The sequence below is a fragment of the Pseudomonas sp. AC193 genome (assembly GCF_979258075.1).
Window position 1 is genome coordinate 4,080,608 of record NZ_OZ409832.1, and the last position, 20,269, is coordinate 4,100,876.

The following is a 20,269-nucleotide window of genomic DNA, read 5'->3' on the forward strand; positions in this document are numbered from 1 at the left end:
ATCTTGGGTCAGACGCTTAGAACGTCTGGCCGAGGGAGAATTGGAACACTTGAGTTTCAGCGTCATCCGGTTTCTTGATCGGCATGGCCAACGCGAAGCTCAGAGGACCCAGTGCGGTGACCCAGGTCACGCCTACACCGACGGAGCTCGCCATATTGCTCAGGCTGATGTCGTTGCACTGCGTGTCCGACTTCGAACCGTTAGCGTTCGTAGTGTCCGAGCACTTGGAGTCAAATACGTTACCCACGTCCCAGAATACCGAAGTACGCAGGGAGCGCTGATCCTTGACGAATGGCAGCGGGAACAGAACCTCGACACCGCCCTGAATCAGGACGTTACCACCGAACGGCAGTGGATCCTGATCCGGGTCAGCCAACGTACCCGGGTTGTTACCCTTACTCGGGGTACTGCGCGAGCCGAGGGTGCTGTCCTTGAAGCCACGAACCGAGTTGAAACCACCAGCATAGTAGTTTTCATAGAACGGCAAGCCGTCAGTCGAACCGTAACCGTCGCCATAACCCAATTCGGTGTGCAGACGCAGGGTGTAGTTTTCAGTAATCGGCTGGAACAGCTGACCACGGTAATCAAGCTTGAAGAACGACAGGTCGCTGCCCGGAATCGTCGATTCCAGCGTCAGGCTCTGCGAACGACCACGGGTCGGCAGTACGCCTTTGTTCAGGGTCGATTCAGACCAGCCGGCCGACGCCTTGAAGTTCAGGTACTTGTCGCCTTCCTTGTTAACGAAGTCAAAAATCTCGTCAACTGTGTAGGTACCGGTTTTGATCTCATCCTGTTGAACGGACAGACCGAAGGTCAGACGCGAAGTCTCGCTGATCGGGTAGCCGACGTTTACGCCAGCACCCAGGCTGTCTACCGCATAGCTTGCAACGTCGACATCGAGGTCATCGTAGTCAGTGGTGCGATAGAACGCGTTGTAACCCAGGCTCACGCCATCGGCGGTCCAGTACGGGTCAACGTAGCCGAAGTTGTAGCGGCTCTGGTATTCGCTTCGGGTCAGGCCGACGCTGACGCGGTTACCGGTACCGAGGAAGTTGTTCTGGGTGATCGAACCACCGAGGATCAGACCGGCGCTCTGGGCGAAACCGACGCTGGCGGTGATCGAACCGGAAGCCTGCTCTTCAACGCTGTAGTTCACGTCAACCTGGTCGTCGACACCTGGCACAGCCGGGGTTTCAACGTTGACTTCTTTAAAGAAGCCCAGACGCTCAAGACGGGTCTTGGATTGGTCGATCAGGTAAGTAGAAGCCCAGCCGCCTTCCATCTGACGCATTTCACGCCGCAGCACTTCGTCTTCCGACTTGGTGTTGCCACGGAAGTTGATACGGTTGACGTAAGCACGCTTGCCCGGATCGACAGCAAACAGGATGTCGACAGTGTGATCGTCATCGTGTGGTTGCGGAACACCGTTGACGTTGGCGAAGGTATAACCCTCGTTACCCAGACGACGGGTGATCAGTTCGGAGGTGGTGGTCATCAGCTTGCGCGAGAACACCTGGCCCTTCTGCACCAGCAACAGCGATTTGACCTGGTCTTCAGGGACTTTCAGGTCACCGCTGAGTTTGACGTCACGAACGGTGTACTTCTCGCCTTCGGTGACGTTAACGGTGATGTAGACGTGTTTCTTGTCCGGGGTGATGGACACCTGGGTCGAAGCGATATCCATGTTGATATAGCCGCGGTCCAGGTAGTAGGAGCGCAGACGCTCCAGGTCACCGGAAAGCTTTTCACGGGCGTACTTGTCATCGTTCTTGAAGAACGACAGCCAGTTGGTGGTTTTCAGCTCGAACAGGTCGGTCAGGTCATCCTCAGGGAAAACCGTGTTGCCAACGACGTTGATGTGCTGAATGGCCGCAACGGTGCCTTCGTTGATCTTCACTTTCAGACCAACACGGTTACGTGGCTGCGAAACCACTTCGGTATCAACGGTGGCCGAGTAGCGACCCTGAGCAACGTACTGACGTTGCAGTTCGTTACGCACACCTTCGAGGGTGGCACGCTGGAAGATCTCGCCTTCGGACAGACCGGATTGCTTGAGGCCTTTCATCAGGTCTTCGGTGGAGATCGCCTTGTTGCCTTCGATCTCGATACTGGCGACCGACGGACGTTCAACGACCGTGATTACCAGTACGTTGCCTTCGCGGCCCAGCTGGATATCTTGAAAGAAACCGGTTTTGAACAACGCACGAGTGGATTCCACCAGGCGACGATCATCCGCCTGCTCGCCGACGTTCAACGGCAAGGCACCAAAGACACTACCCGCGGAGACCCGCTGGAGGCCATTGACGCGAATATCAGAGATAGTGAAGGACTCGGCGTGAACTTCGGCGATCATCAATACGGTGAGAACCGCAGTTAGCAGCAGACGTTTCATGAAGTCCTTTCTTATTCCAACTGGCAATAAACAAACTGCCGCAAAATGCGGCAGATTCGCAATTCAGCGAAGCGTTACAGTCGACCCAGATCGTTGACCAGAGCTAACAACATCACTCCGACCACCAAACTGATACCGATCTGTATCCCCCAACCTTGCACCCGATCCGACAAGGGACGACCACGCGCCCACTCGATCAGATAAAACAACAAATGCCCCCCATCCAGTACAGGAATGGGCAGCAAATTCAGAACCCCCAGGCTAATACTCAGATAAGCAAGGAAATTCAGGAAATCAGCGACGCCCGACTGGGCAGAAGCGCCCGCCACTTTAGCAATGGTTATCGGTTCACTCAAGTTTTTTACCGAGAGCTCGCCGAACAGCATTTTCTTTAGCGAATCGAGGGTCAGAACGCTCATGGTTCAAGTGCGACGAGCGCCCTCGCCAATCGCGGCCAAAGGCCCGTAACTGACCTCGCGGATCATTTCCGGTGGCCAGTCGATCGCTTTGACGCCAGCGCCCAGATAACCGCTCGGCGCCTTGCTTTCGCCACGCGCCGCCAGTGTCACCGGGACGTCGATTTGAGCACCATCACGCTCGACACGCAGCATGATTTTGGTATCAGGACGCGTACGAACGGTATCAACCACTTGCTGCCAGTCGTTTAGCGCCAGACCGTCGAGCGAGACCAGACGGTCGCCGGTTTTCAGGCCAGCAGCTTGCGCCGGGCCTTTTGGATCGAGTTCTGCGAGCACGGGCGGCAATGCCGGACGCCATGGACGGATACCCAACGAGCGAATCGGATCCGGCTCATCAGCCCCTTTCAGCCAATGATCCAGCGCCAGCTCGCGCGGCGAATCAGCCGTAGAGCCCTGCTCACGCACCAACAACTGCAGCGAACCGCTCTCACCCAGTCGACGTACCAACTGCAAATTGACCGCTGCCCAACCGGAAGTCGGCTCGCCATCAATCGCGACAATTTCCTGACCTGCCGTCAAACCAGCCTTGGCCGCGATACTGCCGGACTCCACACCACCGATGACCGGGCGTATCTGCTGACTGCCAAGCATCGCCAGCACCCAGAAAAACACCAGAGCCAGCAGGAAGTTGGCGATCGGGCCGGCAGCCACGATAGCAATACGCTGGCGCACAGATTTGCGATTGAACGATTGATCGAGCTGATCCAGCGGCACTTCGCCTTCACGCTCGTCGAGCATCTTGACGTAACCACCCAGCGGAATCGCGGCGATCACGAACTCGGTGCCTTTCTTGTCGTGCCAGCGCAGCAACGGCATACCAAAGCCTACGGAAAAACGCAGAACCTTGACGCCACAGCGACGCGCGACCCAGAAATGGCCGAATTCATGAAAAGTGACCAGCACACCCAAAGCGATCAGGGTGCCGGCAATCATATAGAGCGCGCTCATCTACTTTCTCCGCAATCCTGTTCAGTGCCGCGTAAAGCCATTGTGTTGCAAAACTTATCGGTCGTGACGTTTCAACCATTGTTCGGCCAAAACTCGCGCCTTGGCGTCGGCGGTAAACACCGCATCGAGATCATCCAGCGCCACCACGGATTCGAGATTCAAGACTTCCTCGATGATACTCGCGATTTCCAGGTAACGAACCCGCCCATCGAGAAACGCTGCCACAGCCACTTCATTGGCCGCGTTGAGCATCGCCGGTGCGCTGTCACCCGCCTCGGCCGCTTGACGCGCCAGACGCAGGCACGGGAAACGTTCTTCATCAGGCGCTTCGAAATCCAGGCGCGCGATGGCAAACAGATCGAGCGGCGCCACACCGGAATCAATACGCTCCGGCCAAGCCAACGCATTGGCAATCGGCGTGCGCATGTCGGGGTTACCCAACTGCGCCAGCACCGAGCCGTCGACGTAATCGACCAGCGAGTGAATCACGCTTTGCGGATGGATCACCACCTCGACCTGCGACGGCTTGGCATCGAACAACCAGCAGGCTTCGATCAGCTCAAGGCCTTTGTTCATCATGCTGGCCGAATCCACGGAAATCTTGCGACCCATGGACCAGTTCGGATGCGCACACGCCTGGTCAGGTGAAACATGCACCAGTTCAGCCATCGGTGTCTGTCGGAACGGGCCACCAGAAGCTGTCAGTAAAATCCTTCGCACGCCGACCGAGCTCAAGCCACGAGCAAAATCCTGCGGCATGCACTGGAAAATCGCGTTGTGTTCGCTGTCGATCGGCAACAGCACCGAACCGCTTTTGCGCACGGCCTGCATGAACAGAGCACCAGACATCACCAGCGCTTCTTTATTAGCCAGCAGAATCTTTTTGCCAGCCTCGACGGCGGCCAAAGTCGGACGCAGCCCCGCAGCACCCACAATCGCCGCCATCACCGCATCGACTTCCGGCGCGGAGGCGACCTGACACAAGCCCTCCTCCCCCACCAGCACCCGCGTTGGCAAACCCGCGGCACGCAGATCATCTTGCAGGCCACGGGCAGCGGCGACTTCAGGCACCACGGCAAACTGCGGCACATGGCGCACGCACAAGGCCAGCAGCTCGCTCAGACGAGTGAAACCGCTCAGGGCGAATACCTGATAACGCTCAGGGTGACGCGCAATGACATCCAGGGTGCTCAGGCCAATCGAACCGGTCGCCCCCAGAACGGTAATCTGTTGGGCTCGGCTCACGGTGCGGCCATCCACAACAGCACGGCAAACACCGGAATCGCTGCGGTCAGGCTGTCGATGCGGTCAAGCACACCGCCATGCCCGGGCAGCAGATTGCTGCTGTCCTTGATGCCGGATTGACGCTTGAACATGCTTTCGGTGAGGTCGCCGACCACCGAGATAAAGACGATCAGCGCAGCGCCGATCAAGCCCTTGAGCAGTTCGGCCACTGTCCAGTCGCGCACCAGACCAACGATGGCGGTAATCACCAGGCTCAATGCCAGACCACCGTAAACGCCTTCCCAGCTTTTGCCCGGGCTGACCTGCGGGGCCAGTTTGCGTTTGCCGAAAGCACGGCCGGAGAAGTAGGCGCCGATATCAGCGCCCCACACCAACACCATCACCGCCATGATCAGCCAGTTACCCAACGGGTACTGTTTGATCTGCACCAGACCTTGCCAGGCCGGCAACAGAATCAGCAGACCGATCACCAGTTTGGTCGCCGCACTGGACCAATGAGCACTGGAGGCCGGGTAAGTAAGCACCAGGTAAGTCGCCACTGCCCACCACAACACCGAAGCACCGAGCACCCATGGCGCAAGGCCGGGCAAGATGTACATGATGAAGATCATGAACGCGACCACGGCGGCAAAACCCACACGGAACGCTTGCCCGGTGAAACCTGCCAGGCGCGCCCATTCCCAGGCGCCCAAAGTCACGACCAGACCGATGAACAAGGCAAACCCGGAGCCTTCGAGCAGGAAAAACCCGCACAAGGCAATCGGCAGCAGGATCAGTGCAGTGATGATTCGTTGTTTAAGCATTAAACCCGGGCTCCAGCTTCGACCTGTTCGCTCGTTTTACCGAAGCGACGTTGACGTGAAGCGAAATCGGCCAGCGCAGTACGCATGGCATCGTGTTTGAAGTCCGGCCAGAACAGGTCGGAGAAGTACAACTCGGCGTAAGCCAGCTGCCACAGCAGGAAGTTGCTGATGCGGTGCTCACCACCGGTGCGGATGCACAAATCCGGCAACGGCAGATCGCCGGTGACCAGACAGGTTTGCAAAAGATCCGGAGTAATGTCTTCCGGACGCAGATGCCCGGCCTGAACTTCGCGTGCCAGGCGCTGTGCAGCCTGCGCGATATCCCACTGACCGCCGTAGTTGGCGGCGATCTGCAGAACAAAACGGTTGGCACCGGCAGTCATTGCTTCGGCTTCGCGCATCGCTGCCTGAAGTTCAGGGTGGAAGCGCGTGCGATCGCCAATGATGCGCAGGCAGATGTTGTTGTCGTTGAGGCGCTTGGCCTCACGACGCAATGCCTTGAAGAACAGATCCATCAAGGCGCTGACTTCATCGGCCGGGCGCTGCCAGTTTTCACTGGAGAAGGCGAACAAGGTCAACACTTCGACCTTGGCCTCAGCGCACACCTCGATGACGGCTCGCACAGCATCCACGCCCGCTTTATGCCCGGCGACACCCGGCATAAAGCGTTTTTTAGCCCAGCGATTGTTACCATCCATGATGATCGCGACATGGCGCGGCACCGCGGACGGCGCAGTCTGCTTGGTCTTGTCCATTAAAAGCTCGACCCTTATACGGCCATCAGGTCTTTTTCTTTCTCTTCCGTGGCCTTGGTGATCATGGCTTCGGAATCCTTGGTCAGCTTATCGATATCGGCGATTGCACGACGCTCTTCGTCTTCGCTGATTTCTTTATCCTTGACCAGCTTCTTCAGCTCGCCCAACGCGTCACGACGGATGTTGCGCACGGCAACACGAGCGTCTTCAGCAGCGCTGCGCGCCTGCTTGGTGAAGCCCTTACGGGTTTCTTCAGTCAGGGCAGGCATGGAGATCAGCAACAACTCGCCGAGGTTGGTCGGGTTGAGATTCAGGCCAGCGCTCTGGATTGCCTTGTCGACGGCAGCGAGCATGTTGCGCTCGAAGGCCACGACTTGCAGGGTGCGCGAGTCTTTAACAGTGATGTTGGCAACCTGGGTGATGGAGGTGTCAGCGCCGTAGTACGGCACCATCACGCTGCCCAGAATGCTTGGGTGAGCCTTACCGGTACGGATCTGGCCAAAGGCGTGAGCCAGAGAGTCCAGGGATTTTTGCATGCGCTCTTGAGCGTCTTTTTTGATTTCGTTGATCATTGTTGACCTTCCTCGATCAGGGTGCCTTCAGCGCCGCCATGGACGATGTTCAGCAGGGCACCAGGTTTGTTCATGTTGAATACGCGCAGCGGCATCTTGTGATCGCGGCACAGGCAGATAGCGGTCAGATCCATTACACCCAGCTTGCGATCCAGTACTTCATCATAAGTCAGATGATCGAACTTCTCGGCATGCGGGTCTTTGAACGGGTCTGCGGTGTAAACACCATCGACCTTGGTCGCTTTCAGCACGACGTCGGCATCGATTTCGATGGCACGCAGGCAGGCTGCCGAATCCGTGGTGAAGAACGGGTTGCCGGTACCGGCTGCGAAAATCACGACGTCCTTGGAGTTCAGGTGACGCATGGCTTTGCGGCGATCGTAGTGATCGGTTACGCCAACCATGGAAATCGCCGACATCACGATGGCCGAGATATTGGCACGTTCCAGCGCATCGCGCATGGCCAGGGCGTTCATCACAGTGGCCAGCATGCCCATGTGGTCGCCTGTGACCCGATCCATACCGGCTTTGCTCAGGGCTTCGCCACGGAACAGGTTACCGCCACCGATCACCAGACCGACCTGAACACCGATGCCGACCAGTTGGCCGACTTCCAGCGCCATGCGATCGAGCACTTTCGGATCGATCCCGAACTCTTCCGAGCCCATCAGGGCCTCGCCGCTAAGCTTGAGTAGAATGCGTTTATAGCGAGCCTGATAACCACTGCCCTGCTGAGCCATTGCGAATCTCTCCTGCGGCGTATTAAAAAATTCTGTGCGAGCTGTTTACAGCTGGCGTTCACTCTAGCTTGGCGCTGCTTCAGCGCCATCGGAACATGGCTTTGTAAGTCAGTTCCAAGTGGAAACCAATAAAAAATTGGCTACCCCATCTGAAAAGAGGCTGCGCGCGTAAGCGGGCAGCCTCTTTCGGGCGACAGTTGAAAACTGTCTTATTGCTTGGCGGCAGCCAGCTGGGCAGCAACTTCTTCAGCGAAGTTGTCGACCGGCTTCTCGATGCCTTCGCCTACTTTGAAGTAGGTGAAGGAAACGATTTCAGCACCGGCTTTCTTGGCCAGTTCGCCAACCTTGATTTCAGGGTTCTTGACGAACGCCTGCTCAACCAGGCTTGCTTCTGCCAGGAACTTGCTGATACGGCCTTTGACCATATTTTCAACAATGTTTTCTGGCTTGCCTTTGATCTTCTCTTCGTTCAGCTGCAGGAACACAGCTTTTTCGCGCTCGATCGCTTCAGCCGAAACTTCCGATGGCAGCAGGAACTCAGGGTTGCTGGCCGCTACGTGCATAGCGATGTCTTTGGCCAGTTCAACGTTGCCGCCTTTCAGAACAACTGCAACACCGATCTTGTTGCCGTGCAGGTAGCCACCAACAACGTCGCCTTCTACGCGAACCAGACGACGGATGTTGACGTTTTCGCCAACCTTGCCGACCAGTACCAGACGAGCAGCTTCTTGCGCTTCGATCAGCGGAGCAACATCGGTCAGCTTGTCAGCGAAGGCTTTTTCAATGCTTTCAGCAACGAATGCCTTGAAGTCGTCCTGCAGAGCCAGGAAGTCGGTCTGCGAGTTCACTTCCAGCAGAACAGCAGATTTGCCGTCTTCTTTCAGAGCGATCGCGCCTTCAGCAGCTACGTTGCCTGCTTTTTTGGCAGCCTTGATTGCGCCCGAAGCACGCATGTCATCAATGGCTTTTTCGATGTCGCCGTCAGCCTTTTCCAGGGCTTTCTTGCAATCCATCATGCCTTCGCCGGTACGCTCACGCAGTTCTTTAACCAACGCTGCAGTAATTGCTGCCATTTTCAAATTCCTCTTGGATAGGTTTTCAACCATTCCACCCGATCGAACGGGCGTTCAATTCTTCCCGAAGCCGTTTGTAGCCGCTGCACGTTACAGATGCTGTAGCTGCGCTGCCGACAAATGGTTTTCGAGGTGGCAAAAAGGGGGCCAAGCCCCCTTTTTGCTTACTGAGTCAACGCCAGGGCGTTAATTACTCAGCTGCAGCTGCCGGAGCTTCTTCAGCTGCGAACTCTACAGTGCCGCCGCCAACATTGTTGCGACCACGGATAACTGCGTCAGCCATCGAACCCATGTACAGCTGGATAGCGCGGATTGCGTCATCGTTGCCTGGGATGATGTAGTCAACGCCTTCCGGGCTGCTGTTGGTATCGACAACGCCGATAACCGGGATGCCCAGCTTGTTGGCTTCGGTGATCGCGATGCGCTCGTGGTCAACGTCGATCACGAACAGTGCGTCTGGCAGACCGCCCATGTCCTTGATGCCGCCCAGCGAACGATCCAGCTTCTCAAGATCACGAGTGCGCATCAGCGCTTCTTTCTTGGTCAGCTTGGCGAAAGTACCGTCTTCGGCTTGAACTTCAAGGTCACGCAGACGCTTGATGGAAGCACGAATGGTTTTGAAGTTGGTCAGCATGCCGCCCAACCAGCGGTGATCGACGTACGGCGAACCGCAACGTGCTGCTTCTTCAGCAACGATCTTGCCAGCGGAACGCTTGGTGCCGACGAACAGAATCTTGTTTTTGCCCTGGGCCAGACGCTCTACGAAAGTCAGAGCTTCGTTGAACATTGGCAGGGTTTTTTCAAGGTTGATGATGTGAATCTTGTTACGCGCGCCGAAAATGTACTTACCCATTTTCGGATTCCAGTAACGGGTTTGGTGACCGAAGTGCACACCGGCCTTCAGCATATCGCGCATATTGACTTGGGACATGATAGTTCCTTAATAAGTCGGGTTTGGCCTCCACGTATCCCAATGACCAACCAGTGGCATAAAGCCAAAAGCACCCAGGTCATCGTGTCGACACGTGTGTGGATTTAAGCTTTTCGGGGTATCCCCGGAAAGCGGCGCATTTTATACCACAGGGTGCGCAGAAACGGAACACGAAATCTGTATTCGCACCAAGGACATGGGCGCAGCCCCCTTGGAATCGGCTTCAGGGGCACCATTGTATAGAGAGAAGCGATGCACGCAGGCACTGAATTGCGCCGTGCGTCTGTTAGAATCGCGTTTTTCAGGGTCGCAAAACGCACACCTGCCACCCTATTCGTATCAGCAAGCGCCGCCGAGCGCAGAGAGAGCCTGTATGACCGTCAACCTCAAAACCCCCGAGGACATCGCTGGCATGCGTGTCGCCGGCAAACTGGCCGCCGATGTGCTGGAAATGATTGCCGAACATGTCAAACCGGGCGTCACCACCGATGAGCTGAACCAGATCTGCCACGATTACATCGTAAACGTGCAGCAAGCCATCCCTGCCCCGCTCAACTACAAGGGCTACCCGAAGTCGATCTGCACCTCGATCAACCACGTTGTGTGCCACGGCATCCCGAACGACAAGCCGCTGAAAAACGGCGACACCCTGAACATCGACGTGACCGTGATCAAAGACGGCTACCACGGCGACACCAGCCGCATGTTCCACGTCGGCGAAGTGCCGGTCTGGGCCGAGCGTCTGTCGCAGATCACTCAGGAATGCATGTACAAGGCGATCGAAATCGTCAAACCCGGTTGCCGCCTCGGCGACATCGGTGAAGTGATTCAGAAGCACGCGGAAAAGAACGGTTTCTCCGTCGTTCGCGAGTTCTGCGGCCACGGCATCGGCAAGGTCTTCCACGAAGAGCCGCAGATTCTGCACTACGGCCGGGCCGGCACTGGTATGGAACTGAAGGCCGGCATGACCTTCACCATCGAACCGATGATCAACCAGGGCAAGGCCGACACCAAAGTATTGGGCGACGGCTGGACCGCGATCACCAAAGACCGCAAGCTGTCGGCACAGTGGGAACACACCCTGCTGGTCACCGACACCGGCTACGAGATCTTCACCCTGCGCGCCGACGACACCATCCCGCGCATCTCGGCCTGATCCAGCAAACGCTCCCAGCCTTATAGAAGGAAAGCCAATCAATGCCGCAGGTGGATCCCGAACTCTTCGACCGCGGCCAGTTCCAGGCTGAACTGGCCCTCAAAGCGAGTCCTATCGCGGCGTTCAAGAAGGCGATCCGCCAGGCTCGCGAGGTACTCGACACGCGTTTTCGCAATGGCCGCGACATCCGCCGCCTGATCGAAGACCGTGCCTGGTTCGTCGACAACATCCTGCAAAAGGCCTGGGAGCAGTTCAACTGGAGCGAAGACGCCGACATCGCGCTGGTCGCGGTCGGCGGCTACGGTCGTGGAGAGTTGCACCCGTATTCCGACATTGATTTGCTGATCCTGCTGGACAGCGCTGATCACGAAGTCTTCCGCGATTCCATCGAGCGTTTTCTCACTTTGCTGTGGGACATCGGCCTGGAAGTCGGTCAGAGCGTTCGCTCGGTCGACGAATGTGCCCAAGAGGCGCGCGCCGACCTGACCGTGGTCACCAACCTGATGGAAAGCCGCACCATTTGCGGCCCCGAGCGTCTGCGTCAGCGCATGCTCGACGTCACCAGCACCGCACACATGTGGCCGGCCAAGGAGTTCTTCCTGGCCAAACGCGCCGAACAAAAGGCGCGCCACCACAAATACAACGACACCGAATACAACCTCGAACCCAACGTCAAAGGCTCGCCCGGCGGACTACGGGATATTCAGACCATTCTGTGGGTTGCGCGTCGCCAATACGGCACGCTGAACCTGCGCGCCCTCGCTGGCGAAGGTTTCCTCGTTGAGAGCGAAAACGCCCTGCTCGCCTCCTCCCAGGAATTCCTCTGGAAAGTGCGTTACGCCCTGCACATGCTCGCTGGCCGTTCCGAAGACCGCTTGCTGTTCGATCACCAGCGCACCATTGCCGGCCTGCTGGGTTTTGAAGGTGACGACGCCAAACAGGCGGTCGAAAACTTCATGCAACAGTATTTCCGCGTAGTGATGAGCATCGCCCAGCTCAGCGAGCTGATCATCCAGCACTTCGAGGAAGTCATCCTCGCGCCGGAAGACGAAGCGCCTCCGCAGCCGATCAACGCGCGTTTTCAATTGCATGACGGCTACATCGAAGCGCGCAACGACAACGTGTTCCGCCGCACACCGTTCGCCATGCTGGAAATCTTTGTGCTGATGGCCCAGCAGCCAGAAATCAAAGGCGTACGTGCAGACACCATTCGCCTGCTGCGTGAGCACCGTCACCTGATCGACGACAATTTCCGTAACGATATTCGCAACACCAGCCTGTTCATCGAGCTGTTCAAGTGCAAGATCGGCATCCACCGCAACCTGCGCCGGATGAACCGCTACGGCATTCTCGGGCGTTATCTGCCGGAGTTCGGTTTTATCGTCGGGCAGATGCAGCACGACCTGTTCCACATCTATACGGTCGACGCGCACACGCTCAATCTGATCAAGCACCTGCGCAAATTGCAGTACACCCAGGTGTCGGAAAAATTCCCGCTGGCCGCCAAGCTCATGGCGAAACTGCCCAAGCCCGAACTGATCTACATGGCCGGCCTGTACCACGACATTGGCAAGGGTCGGCATGGCGATCACTCGGAGATCGGTGCGGTCGATGCCGAGGCATTCTGCCAGCGCCATCAGTTGCCGGTGTGGGACAGCCGTCTGATTGTCTGGCTGGTGCAGAACCACCTGGTGATGTCGACCACCGCGCAGCGCAAGGACTTGTCCGACCCACAGGTGATCCACGATTTCGCACAGGCAGTCGGCGACGAAACCCGCCTCGACTACCTGTACGTGCTGACCGTGGCCGACATCAACGCGACCAACCCGACACTGTGGAACTCATGGCGAGCGAGCCTGTTGCGTCAGCTCTACACCGAGACCAAACGCGCCTTGCGTCGTGGCCTGGAAAACCCGGTTGATCGCGAAGAGCAGATCCGCCAGACCCAGAGCGCGGCACTGGACATTCTGGTGCGCGGCGGCACCGATCCGGACGACGTCGAGCAGTTGTGGGCGCAGTTGGGCGATGACTATTTCCTGCGCCACACCGCCGGCGACGTGGCCTGGCACAGCGATGCGATCCTGCAGCAACCGGTCGATGGCGGGCCGCTGGTGTTGATCAAGGAAACCACCCAGCGCGAGTTCGAGGGCGGCACACAGATCTTCATTTATGCACCGGATCAGCACGACTTCTTCGCAGTGACCGTGGCGGCGATGGATCAGCTCAACCTGAACATTCATGACGCGCGGGTTATCACCTCGAGCAGTCAGTTCACCCTCGACACCTACATCGTGCTCGACAACGAAGGCGAGTCCATCGGCGACAACCCGACGCGGGTCAAACAGATCCGCGAAGGCCTGACCGAAGCGCTGCGCAACCCGGACGACTACCCGACGATCATTCAGCGTCGGGTGCCGCGTCAGCTCAAGCATTTTGCCTTCGCCCCGCAAGTGACAATCCATAACGATGCGCAGCGACCAGTGACCGTGCTGGAACTGACCGCACCGGATCGGCCGGGACTGCTGGCGCGGATCGGCGGGATTTTCCTGGAGTTCGACCTGTCGCTGCAGAACGCCAAGATTGCGACCTTGGGCGAGCGGGTGGAAGACGTGTTCTTTATCACCGACGCGCACAACCAGCCGCTGTCCGACCCGCTGCTGTGCAGCCGTTTGCAGGATGCGATTGTTGAGCAGTTGAGCGTCAATCAGGAACCGGATATCAAGCTTTCGCGTATCAGTATTTGAATCAATGAATTTCCCCTGTTGGAACCGGCAAGCTCCACTGCAAGCCTGGCAATGACCCCATGTGGGAGCGAGCCTGCTCGCGATAGCGGTGCTTCAGCACACATAAATGCTGAATCTGCCGCCCTCATCGCGAGCAGGCTCGCTCCCACAGATTTCTCATCCAGCCTGAAAGTTGGAGCATGGCCACTCCCACATTGAACGAGGCCCCAATGAACAACGCTCTGAACCAGCTCCAGTCCTACCCGTTCGAAAAGCTCCGCGCCCTGCTCGGCACCGTCACGCCGAACCCGGACAAACGTCCGATCGCCCTGTCGATCGGCGAGCCGAAACATCGCTCGCCAAGCTTTGTCGCCGAAGCGCTGGCGAACAATCTGGATCAGATGGCGGTGTACCCGACCACATTGGGCATCCCGGCCCTGCGCGAAGCCATTGCCGGCTGGTGCGAGCGTCGTTTCGGCGTGCCGAGCGGCTGGATCGATCCGGCGCGCAACGTGCTGCCGGTCAACGGCACCCGTGAAGCGCTGTTCGCCTTCACCCAGACCGTGGTCAATCGCGGCGACGATGCGCTGGTGGTCAGCCCGAACCCGTTCTATCAAATCTACGAAGGCGCCGCGTTCCTCGCCGGGGCCAAGCCGCATTACCTGCCGTGCCTCGACAAAAACGGCTTCAACCCGGATTTCGACGCGGTATCGCCGGACATCTGGAAGCGTTGCCAGATCCTGTTCCTGTGCTCGCCGGGCAACCCGACCGGCGCACTGATCCCGGTCGATGTGCTGAAAAAACTCATCGCCCTGGCCGACGAATACAACTTCGTGATCGCCGCCGACGAGTGCTACAGCGAACTGTACTTCAACGAGCAAACCCCGCCGCCGGGCCTGCTCACCGCTTGCGTCGAACTGGGTCGCAAGGATTTCAAACGTTGCGTGGTCTTCCACAGTCTGTCCAAGCGTTCCAACCTGCCGGGCCTGCGTTCCGGTTTCGTTGCTGGCGATGCCGACATCCTCAAAGGCTTCCTGCTCTATCGCACCTACCACGGCTGCGCGATGCCGGTACAAACGCAACTGGCCAGCGTTGCCGCATGGAACGACGAAGAACACGTGCGCGCCAACCGTGCGCTGTACCGCGAGAAGTTCGACGCAGTACTGGAAATCCTCAGCCCGGTGATGGACGTGCAGCGTCCGGATGGCAGCTTCTATCTGTGGCCGAATGTGAACGGTGATGACGCGGCGTTCTGCCGTGATTTGTTCGAACAAGAGCATGTCACTGTGGTGCCGGGTTCTTATCTGTCCCGTGATGTCGATGGCGTTAATCCGGGCGCCGGCCGTGTGCGTATGGCGCTGGTTGCGCCGTTGGCTGAATGTGTTGAAGCGGCAGAACGTATTCGCGCGTTCATTACCCGTCAGAAATAAACAACTGAATACCGTGCCAGGCAATCTGGCACGGTAACTTTCCCATGCAAGTTACACTTCAAAACAACTGATCACTCCCTCTTTCGTCCCTCACGACTTACTCTTGAGTCGCGATTTTCATCGCATAAAATTCAACATCAAGTACAACTTCAGGGAAGAAAATAAAGATGAATGATCTCCAGGATTGCAAACTCCTACAGTGGCCGGATGATCTCGCTGCTTATGAGGCGGCCATTAAAGAGAATCCGGCGAACGTAACTTCCGCCAGCGGCGGTCGACGCAAACGCTCGCTGATCAACTATTCAAAACTGTGGGCCAATGGTCGAACGCTGACCATCGCCTTCATCGACGACGTCGACCCTGATCACAAACGCAAAATCATGGAGGCAGCTGTTCGCTGGATTCCATACGTTAATCTGAGTTTCGAGTTTGTCGATGACCTGCAAGGTGATATTCGCATCGCCACAAAGAATAATTACAACAGTTCCATGCTCGGCACAGACGCGCTGCTGATTCATCCGGATTGGCCAACGATGAACCTGGGCGTCAAACCGGATCATGAAGACTTTGAAACCATTGTCACCCACGAGTTTGGCCATGCTCTGGGCGCCATGCACGAACACCAGCACCCGCAGGCCGACATCCCTTGGGACAAACCGAAAGTGTACGACTATTACCAGAACCGCGAGATGGGGCCGCTGACCCCGGAGCAAGTGGACTTCAACCTGTTCACGCCATTCAACACCCTCGAAGCGATTTACACAGAGTACGACCGTAAATCGATCATGCATCATCCGGTATCTAACGATTTGACTTTGGGCGACTGGGAGAACCCGATCAATCGCGAGATCAGCAAGAAAGACATCAAGATGATGAGCTTGCTCTATCCCCAATAAGCAATCTCGCAAAAAACAAGGAAGTTAAACCATGTTATCCAATTCAACTCACGCCCCCGCCCTGTTCAAGACAAATGCTTGTGGAGTGCATTACTGATGTGGGCTAGAAAAAACCCATCGAAACTGTGGACTCCCGGCCGCATTCTTCGTATCGCCTTCCTCAATGGCACGCAAGAGTTCAAAGACGCGACCATCGCGGCAGCCAGCAATTGGTTGCCGCACATCAACTTGAAGTTTGATTTCGTTGAGGGTGTCGAGGGGGATATCCGCATACTTAGCAACGATGGCGTTTTCTCGTCCAATATTGGCACTGACGCCTTACTCAATACCCATACAGCGACGATGCAGCTCTGGCCTCACCCGGCCATTCACGCGCGTTATTTCGCCGCGAATGTGATGCATGAGTTCGGCCATATGCTGGGTGCGGAACACGAACAGATCCACCCGGCAGCCGCAATTCCATGGAATGTGCCCGCCATCTACGAAAGACACGGCATTACCGATAATCCTGATAAGGATAACTACGAGGCGAACAGGAAGCGCCAATGGCTACACCGTGAGTATCTTGATCGGGCAGCCACCGAAGACAGCATTTGCTCGGACTACGACCGCAAGTCGATCATGCACTACGTCATTTACCAATCCTGGACCACAGGCGATTTTCAGAACTTTCTTAATCTGGAGCTCAGCGAAAAAGACAAAGCCTTCATGGCGAAGGCTTACCCCTGCCCGGTGTAAACCCGAGCCTGGTTATTTCACCTGTCCAAGATTTGCTTCACTCAAATCAAGTTCACCCAACACTTCACGTAATACGTCATCACCAATCTGGTGATGACGGCTAAGACTATAGAGTTCCAGGCGCTGCGCTCGCAGCGCCTTCAAACGCAAACGCCGCTCCAGCAGATCCATCTGAAATGCCATCGCCTGCGCTTCGGCGGAGTCGTTGAACACGTCGAGTTGATGGCGATATTCAGACATGATCCGCGCCTTGAGCTCTGCCGCCAGCGCCGCTTGAGCGGCATCCTGCGGTGGGAGCTCCTCGGTTTCCAGTGAGTGAATCGCTGCTTCGGCGGTTTTGCGCCAGGCATCGCGTACTTCTTGGCGACGCTTGTCGTCCGGGCTCTTTTCGATGCCGCGCAGTAACAGCGGCAGCGCGATACACGCCGAAATCAGTGAGAGCAGAATCACCCCGGCGGCGATGAAGATCAGCAGATCACGCTCGGGAAATGCCTCCACGCCCACCAGCATCGGCACCGACATCACACCCGCCAGCGTCACCGCACCGCGCACACCGCCAACGGTCAGCAACCAGCAGGAACGCGCGGTCGGTACTTGCGTCAACTCGCCCTTGCCGCGCAATCGCCGCAGCATCACCGACAAACGCCAGATGCTCTGCACCCAGATAAATCGCAGCAGCACCAACGCGAGGAAAATCGCCACGACGTCGAGGCCGCGATACAAAAGGGTTGGCCACAAGGTCGGTTCATGGCTGACCACGGCTTTGATGATGTCCGGCAATTGCAGGCCGAGCAGCAGGAAGATCAAGCCGTTGAAAGCAAATTCCAGCAGCGACCAGACGCTGCGGTTGAGCAAACGGGTGCTGGTCTGCCGAGGCAGCAAATCGAGCCAGCTCTGCATCATCCCCGCCGCCACTGCCGACAGAATGCCCGACACGCCGAGGCGTTCAGCCAAGACATACGCGGCGAACGGCAGCAGCAACATAAATACAACGTGCGTCGCTGGATCATCCCAGCCGCGCGCGATCATCCACGAGCGCAGGCGTCCGACCAGCCAGCTCAGCGCCACGCCGACCGCCAGACCACCGAGCGCTACCACGACAAAGGTCAGGCTGGCGTTGGTCAGCGAGAACACGCCGGTGATGGCGGCGGCCAAGGCGAACTTGAAGGTCACCAGGCCAGAGGCGTCGTTCATCAGCGCCTCGCCCTGCAGGATGTGCATCAGCGGGGTCGGCAAGCGGTTCTGCGAAATAGCCGAGACGGCCACGGCGTCGGTCGGCGACAACACGGCCGCCAAGGCGAAAGCCACGGGCAACGGAATCGTCGGCAATAACCAGTGAATGAAGTAACCGGCGCCGACCACAGTGAACAGCACGAGGCCCACCGCCAGCGTCAGAATCGGCCCGCGCAGATGCCAGAACTCGCGTTTGGGCATGCGCCAGCCATCGGAAAACAGCAGCGGCGGCAGGAACAGAAACAGAAACAGTTCGGGGTCGAGGGCAACGTGCAAACCCAGCGTCGGCCAGGCCAGCAAGGCACCGGCGGCGATTTGCACTAAAGGAAGCGGCAGCGGGATGACCCGTCCGACCAGACGCGAGACGCTGACCAGCATCAGCAGGATCAGGACGGTGTAAGCGGTTTGCATAAAGCGGAAATCTCAGACAATCGACAGCGTTGAACTGCCATATTAGCCGCTTAGGATGCGTCTGGCGTTTGCACCTATGTCGCACACGCCCCAAATGATGTCCGCACAACAATGTGTAGGAGCTGCGGCACGCTGCGATCTTTTGATCTTTAAAGACACAATCAAAAGATCGCAGCCTCGTTTCACTCGACAGCTCCTACAGGGTTTTGCGTATTCGCCGAAGGGTCATGGCATAATCCGTCACCATTTTTCTCCAGCACCTGTAAAGGGGGCAATTCCTTGACCGTTTCAAGTAAAACGTTGCACCTTTTCGGCATCAAAGCCTGCGACACCATGAAAAAGGCGCGCACCTGGCTTGATGAGCACGCTGTCAGCTACGACTTTCACGATTACAAAAGCGCCGGCATCGACCGTGAGCACCTGACCCAATGGTGTGACGAGCACGGCTGGCAAACGGTGTTGAACCGCGCAGGCACGACCTTTCGCAAACTCGACGACGAACGCAAAGCCGATCTCGACCAATCGAAAGCCATCGAACTGATGCTCGCTCAACCCTCGATGATCAAGCGCCCGGTGCTCGATCTCGGTGACCGAACCCTGATTGGCTTCAAGCCAGATATCTACGCGGCCGCTCTGAAGTAAGCAGCCCGTCACTCTTTGTAGAGGTGTATTTACATGTCCAATTCCCTGTTCAGCATCGCCTTTGGTGTCGGCACTCAGAACCGTCAAGGCGCTTGGCTGGAAGTGTTCTACGCACAGCCATTGCTCAATCCTTCGGCCGAACTGGTCGCTGCCGTTGCGCCAATCCTCGGTTATATCGAAGGCAACCAGGCCATCACCTTCACCACCGCTCAGGCGGCGCAACTGGCTGAAGCCGTGAAAGGCATCGACGCCGTGCAAGGCAAACTGCTGACCCGTCTGGCCGAAAGCCACAAGCCGCTGGTCGCCACTCTGCTGGCCGAAGATGCTCAGCTGACCTCGACGCCTGAGGCTTATCTGAAGCTGCACCTGCTGTCGCACCGTCTGGTCAAGCCGCACGGCGTGAGCCTGGCCGGCATCTTCCCGCTGCTGCCGAACGTGGCCTGAACCAGCCAGGGCGCGATCGACCTGAGCGAACTGACCGAAATGCAACTGGAAGCCCGTCTGCGTGGCGAGCTGCTGGAAGTGTTCTCGGTGGACAAGTTCCCGAAAATGACCGACTACGTGGTTCCGGCCGGCGTGCGTATCGCTGACGCGGCACGTCTGCGTCTGGGCGCTTACGTCGGCGAAGGCACCACCGTGATGCACGAAGGTTTCATCAACTTCAACGCCGGCACCGAAGGCCCGGGCATGATCGAAGGCCGCGTTTCTGCTGGCGTATTCGTCGGCAAGGGCTCCGATCTGGGCGGCGGCTGCTCGACCATGGGCACCCTGTCGGGCGGCGGCAACATCGTGATCAAGGTTGGCGAAGGCTGCCTGATCGGCGCCAACGCCGGTATCGGTATTCCATTGGGCGACCGCAACACTGTTGAGTCGGGCCTGTACGTGACCGCCGGCACCAAGGTGGCGCTGCTCGACGAAAACAACAACCTGGTTAAGGTTGTGAAGGCGCGTGAGCTGGCCGGTCAGGCTGACCTGCTGTTCCGTCGCAATTCGGAAACCGGTGCTGTGGAATGCAAAACCCACAAATCGGCGATCGAACTGAACGAAGCGCTGCACGCTCACAACTAAGCAGCCTCATCCGACTTCTGTAGGAGCAAAGCTT

At 57.5% G+C, this 20,269-nt stretch carries 15 protein-coding genes and 2 pseudogenes; 7 read left to right on the plus strand and 10 right to left on the minus strand.

Annotation, left to right across the window (positions count from 1 at the left end):
* Nucleotides 1-16: 16 nt before the first annotated feature.
* The 9 genes and pseudogenes from bamA to rpsB all read right to left on the minus strand — a co-directional run bounded on the left by bamA (nt 17) and on the right by rpsB (nt 9,938).
* The gene (bamA, locus tag ACZZ0D_RS18490; protein ID WP_463553963.1) at nt 17-2,392 is read right to left on the minus strand and encodes an outer membrane protein assembly factor BamA; all 2,376 of its coding nucleotides are present in this window, start codon (nt 2,390-2,392) and stop codon (nt 17-19) included.
* A gap of 74 nt (nt 2,393-2,466) precedes the next feature.
* A pseudogene (gene rseP / locus ACZZ0D_RS18495) lies at nt 2,467-3,819 on the minus strand (sigma E protease regulator RseP).
* A gap of 54 nt (nt 3,820-3,873) precedes the next feature.
* A complete protein-coding gene (gene ispC, locus ACZZ0D_RS18500; RefSeq protein ID WP_159813087.1) occupies nt 3,874-5,064 on the minus strand; it encodes a 1-deoxy-D-xylulose-5-phosphate reductoisomerase in 1,191 nt (396 codons plus the stop codon).
* Nucleotides 5,061-5,867, minus strand: a complete 807-nt coding sequence (locus ACZZ0D_RS18505; RefSeq protein ID WP_463553964.1) for a phosphatidate cytidylyltransferase — start codon at nt 5,865-5,867, stop codon at nt 5,061-5,063. The genes ispC and ACZZ0D_RS18505 overlap by 4 nt, the downstream gene beginning before the upstream one ends.
* Nucleotides 5,867-6,622 carry a polyprenyl diphosphate synthase gene (gene uppS, locus ACZZ0D_RS18510; RefSeq protein ID WP_053117623.1) on the minus strand — a complete coding sequence of 252 codons (756 nt, stop codon included), beginning with the start codon at nt 6,620-6,622 and terminating at the stop codon, nt 5,867-5,869. Before uppS ends, ACZZ0D_RS18505 begins: the two co-directional genes overlap by 1 nt.
* Before the next feature lie 14 nt (nt 6,623-6,636).
* Nucleotides 6,637-7,194, minus strand: a complete 558-nt coding sequence (gene frr / locus ACZZ0D_RS18515) for a ribosome recycling factor (protein WP_053117621.1) — start codon at nt 7,192-7,194, stop codon at nt 6,637-6,639.
* Complete coding sequence (gene pyrH, locus ACZZ0D_RS18520) at nt 7,191-7,934, minus strand: UMP kinase (protein WP_003222124.1); 744 nt, start codon at nt 7,932-7,934, stop codon at nt 7,191-7,193. The genes frr and pyrH overlap by 4 nt, the downstream gene beginning before the upstream one ends.
* 209 nt (nt 7,935-8,143) lie before the next feature.
* The gene (gene tsf, locus ACZZ0D_RS18525; protein WP_007908856.1) at nt 8,144-9,007 is read right to left on the minus strand and encodes a translation elongation factor Ts; all 864 of its coding nucleotides are present in this window, start codon (nt 9,005-9,007) and stop codon (nt 8,144-8,146) included.
* Nucleotides 9,008-9,197: 190 nt separating this feature from the next.
* Nucleotides 9,198-9,938: a 30S ribosomal protein S2 gene (rpsB, locus tag ACZZ0D_RS18530; protein WP_053117619.1), complete on the minus strand. Its 741-nt coding sequence runs from the start codon at nt 9,936-9,938 to the stop codon at nt 9,198-9,200.
* A gap of 373 nt (nt 9,939-10,311) precedes the next feature.
* On the opposite strand from rpsB, the gene map reads away from it, so the two are divergent.
* The 5 genes from map (at nt 10,312) to ACZZ0D_RS18555 (ending at nt 16,881) form a co-directional block, all read left to right on the plus strand.
* Nucleotides 10,312-11,094 (plus strand): type I methionyl aminopeptidase, encoded by a 783-nt coding sequence (gene map / locus ACZZ0D_RS18535; protein ID WP_016985097.1) that lies wholly within the window; start codon nt 10,312-10,314, stop codon nt 11,092-11,094.
* 41 nt (nt 11,095-11,135) lie between these two features.
* On the plus strand, nt 11,136-13,838 hold the full coding sequence (locus tag ACZZ0D_RS18540) for a [protein-PII] uridylyltransferase (protein WP_463553965.1): 2,703 nt from the start codon (nt 11,136-11,138) through the stop codon (nt 13,836-13,838).
* A 209-nt stretch (nt 13,839-14,047) separates the two neighbouring features.
* A complete protein-coding gene (gene dapC, locus ACZZ0D_RS18545; RefSeq protein WP_463553966.1) occupies nt 14,048-15,247 on the plus strand; it encodes a succinyldiaminopimelate transaminase in 1,200 nt (399 codons plus the stop codon).
* A gap of 167 nt (nt 15,248-15,414) precedes the next feature.
* The gene (locus ACZZ0D_RS18550; protein WP_008081689.1) at nt 15,415-16,143 is read left to right on the plus strand and encodes a M12 family metallopeptidase; all 729 of its coding nucleotides are present in this window, start codon (nt 15,415-15,417) and stop codon (nt 16,141-16,143) included.
* A gap of 96 nt (nt 16,144-16,239) precedes the next feature.
* Nucleotides 16,240-16,881: a zinc metalloprotease gene (locus ACZZ0D_RS18555; RefSeq protein ID WP_463553967.1), complete on the plus strand. Its 642-nt coding sequence runs from the start codon at nt 16,240-16,242 to the stop codon at nt 16,879-16,881.
* Between the two features lie 12 nt (nt 16,882-16,893).
* On the opposite strand, the gene ACZZ0D_RS18560 is transcribed toward ACZZ0D_RS18555, so the two are convergent.
* Nucleotides 16,894-18,525 (minus strand): Na+/H+ antiporter, encoded by a 1,632-nt coding sequence (locus tag ACZZ0D_RS18560; protein WP_463553968.1) that lies wholly within the window; start codon nt 18,523-18,525, stop codon nt 16,894-16,896.
* A gap of 279 nt (nt 18,526-18,804) precedes the next feature.
* Between ACZZ0D_RS18560 and ACZZ0D_RS18565 the strand changes: the two genes are divergently transcribed.
* Entirely contained in the window at nt 18,805-19,167 is a 363-nt protein-coding gene (locus ACZZ0D_RS18565) for an ArsC family reductase (RefSeq protein WP_016985102.1), read from the plus strand.
* Nucleotides 19,168-19,200: 33 nt separating this feature from the next.
* Nucleotides 19,201-20,235: pseudogene (dapD, locus tag ACZZ0D_RS18570) on the plus strand (2,3,4,5-tetrahydropyridine-2,6-dicarboxylate N-succinyltransferase).
* Nucleotides 20,236-20,269: the final 34 nt, after the last annotated feature.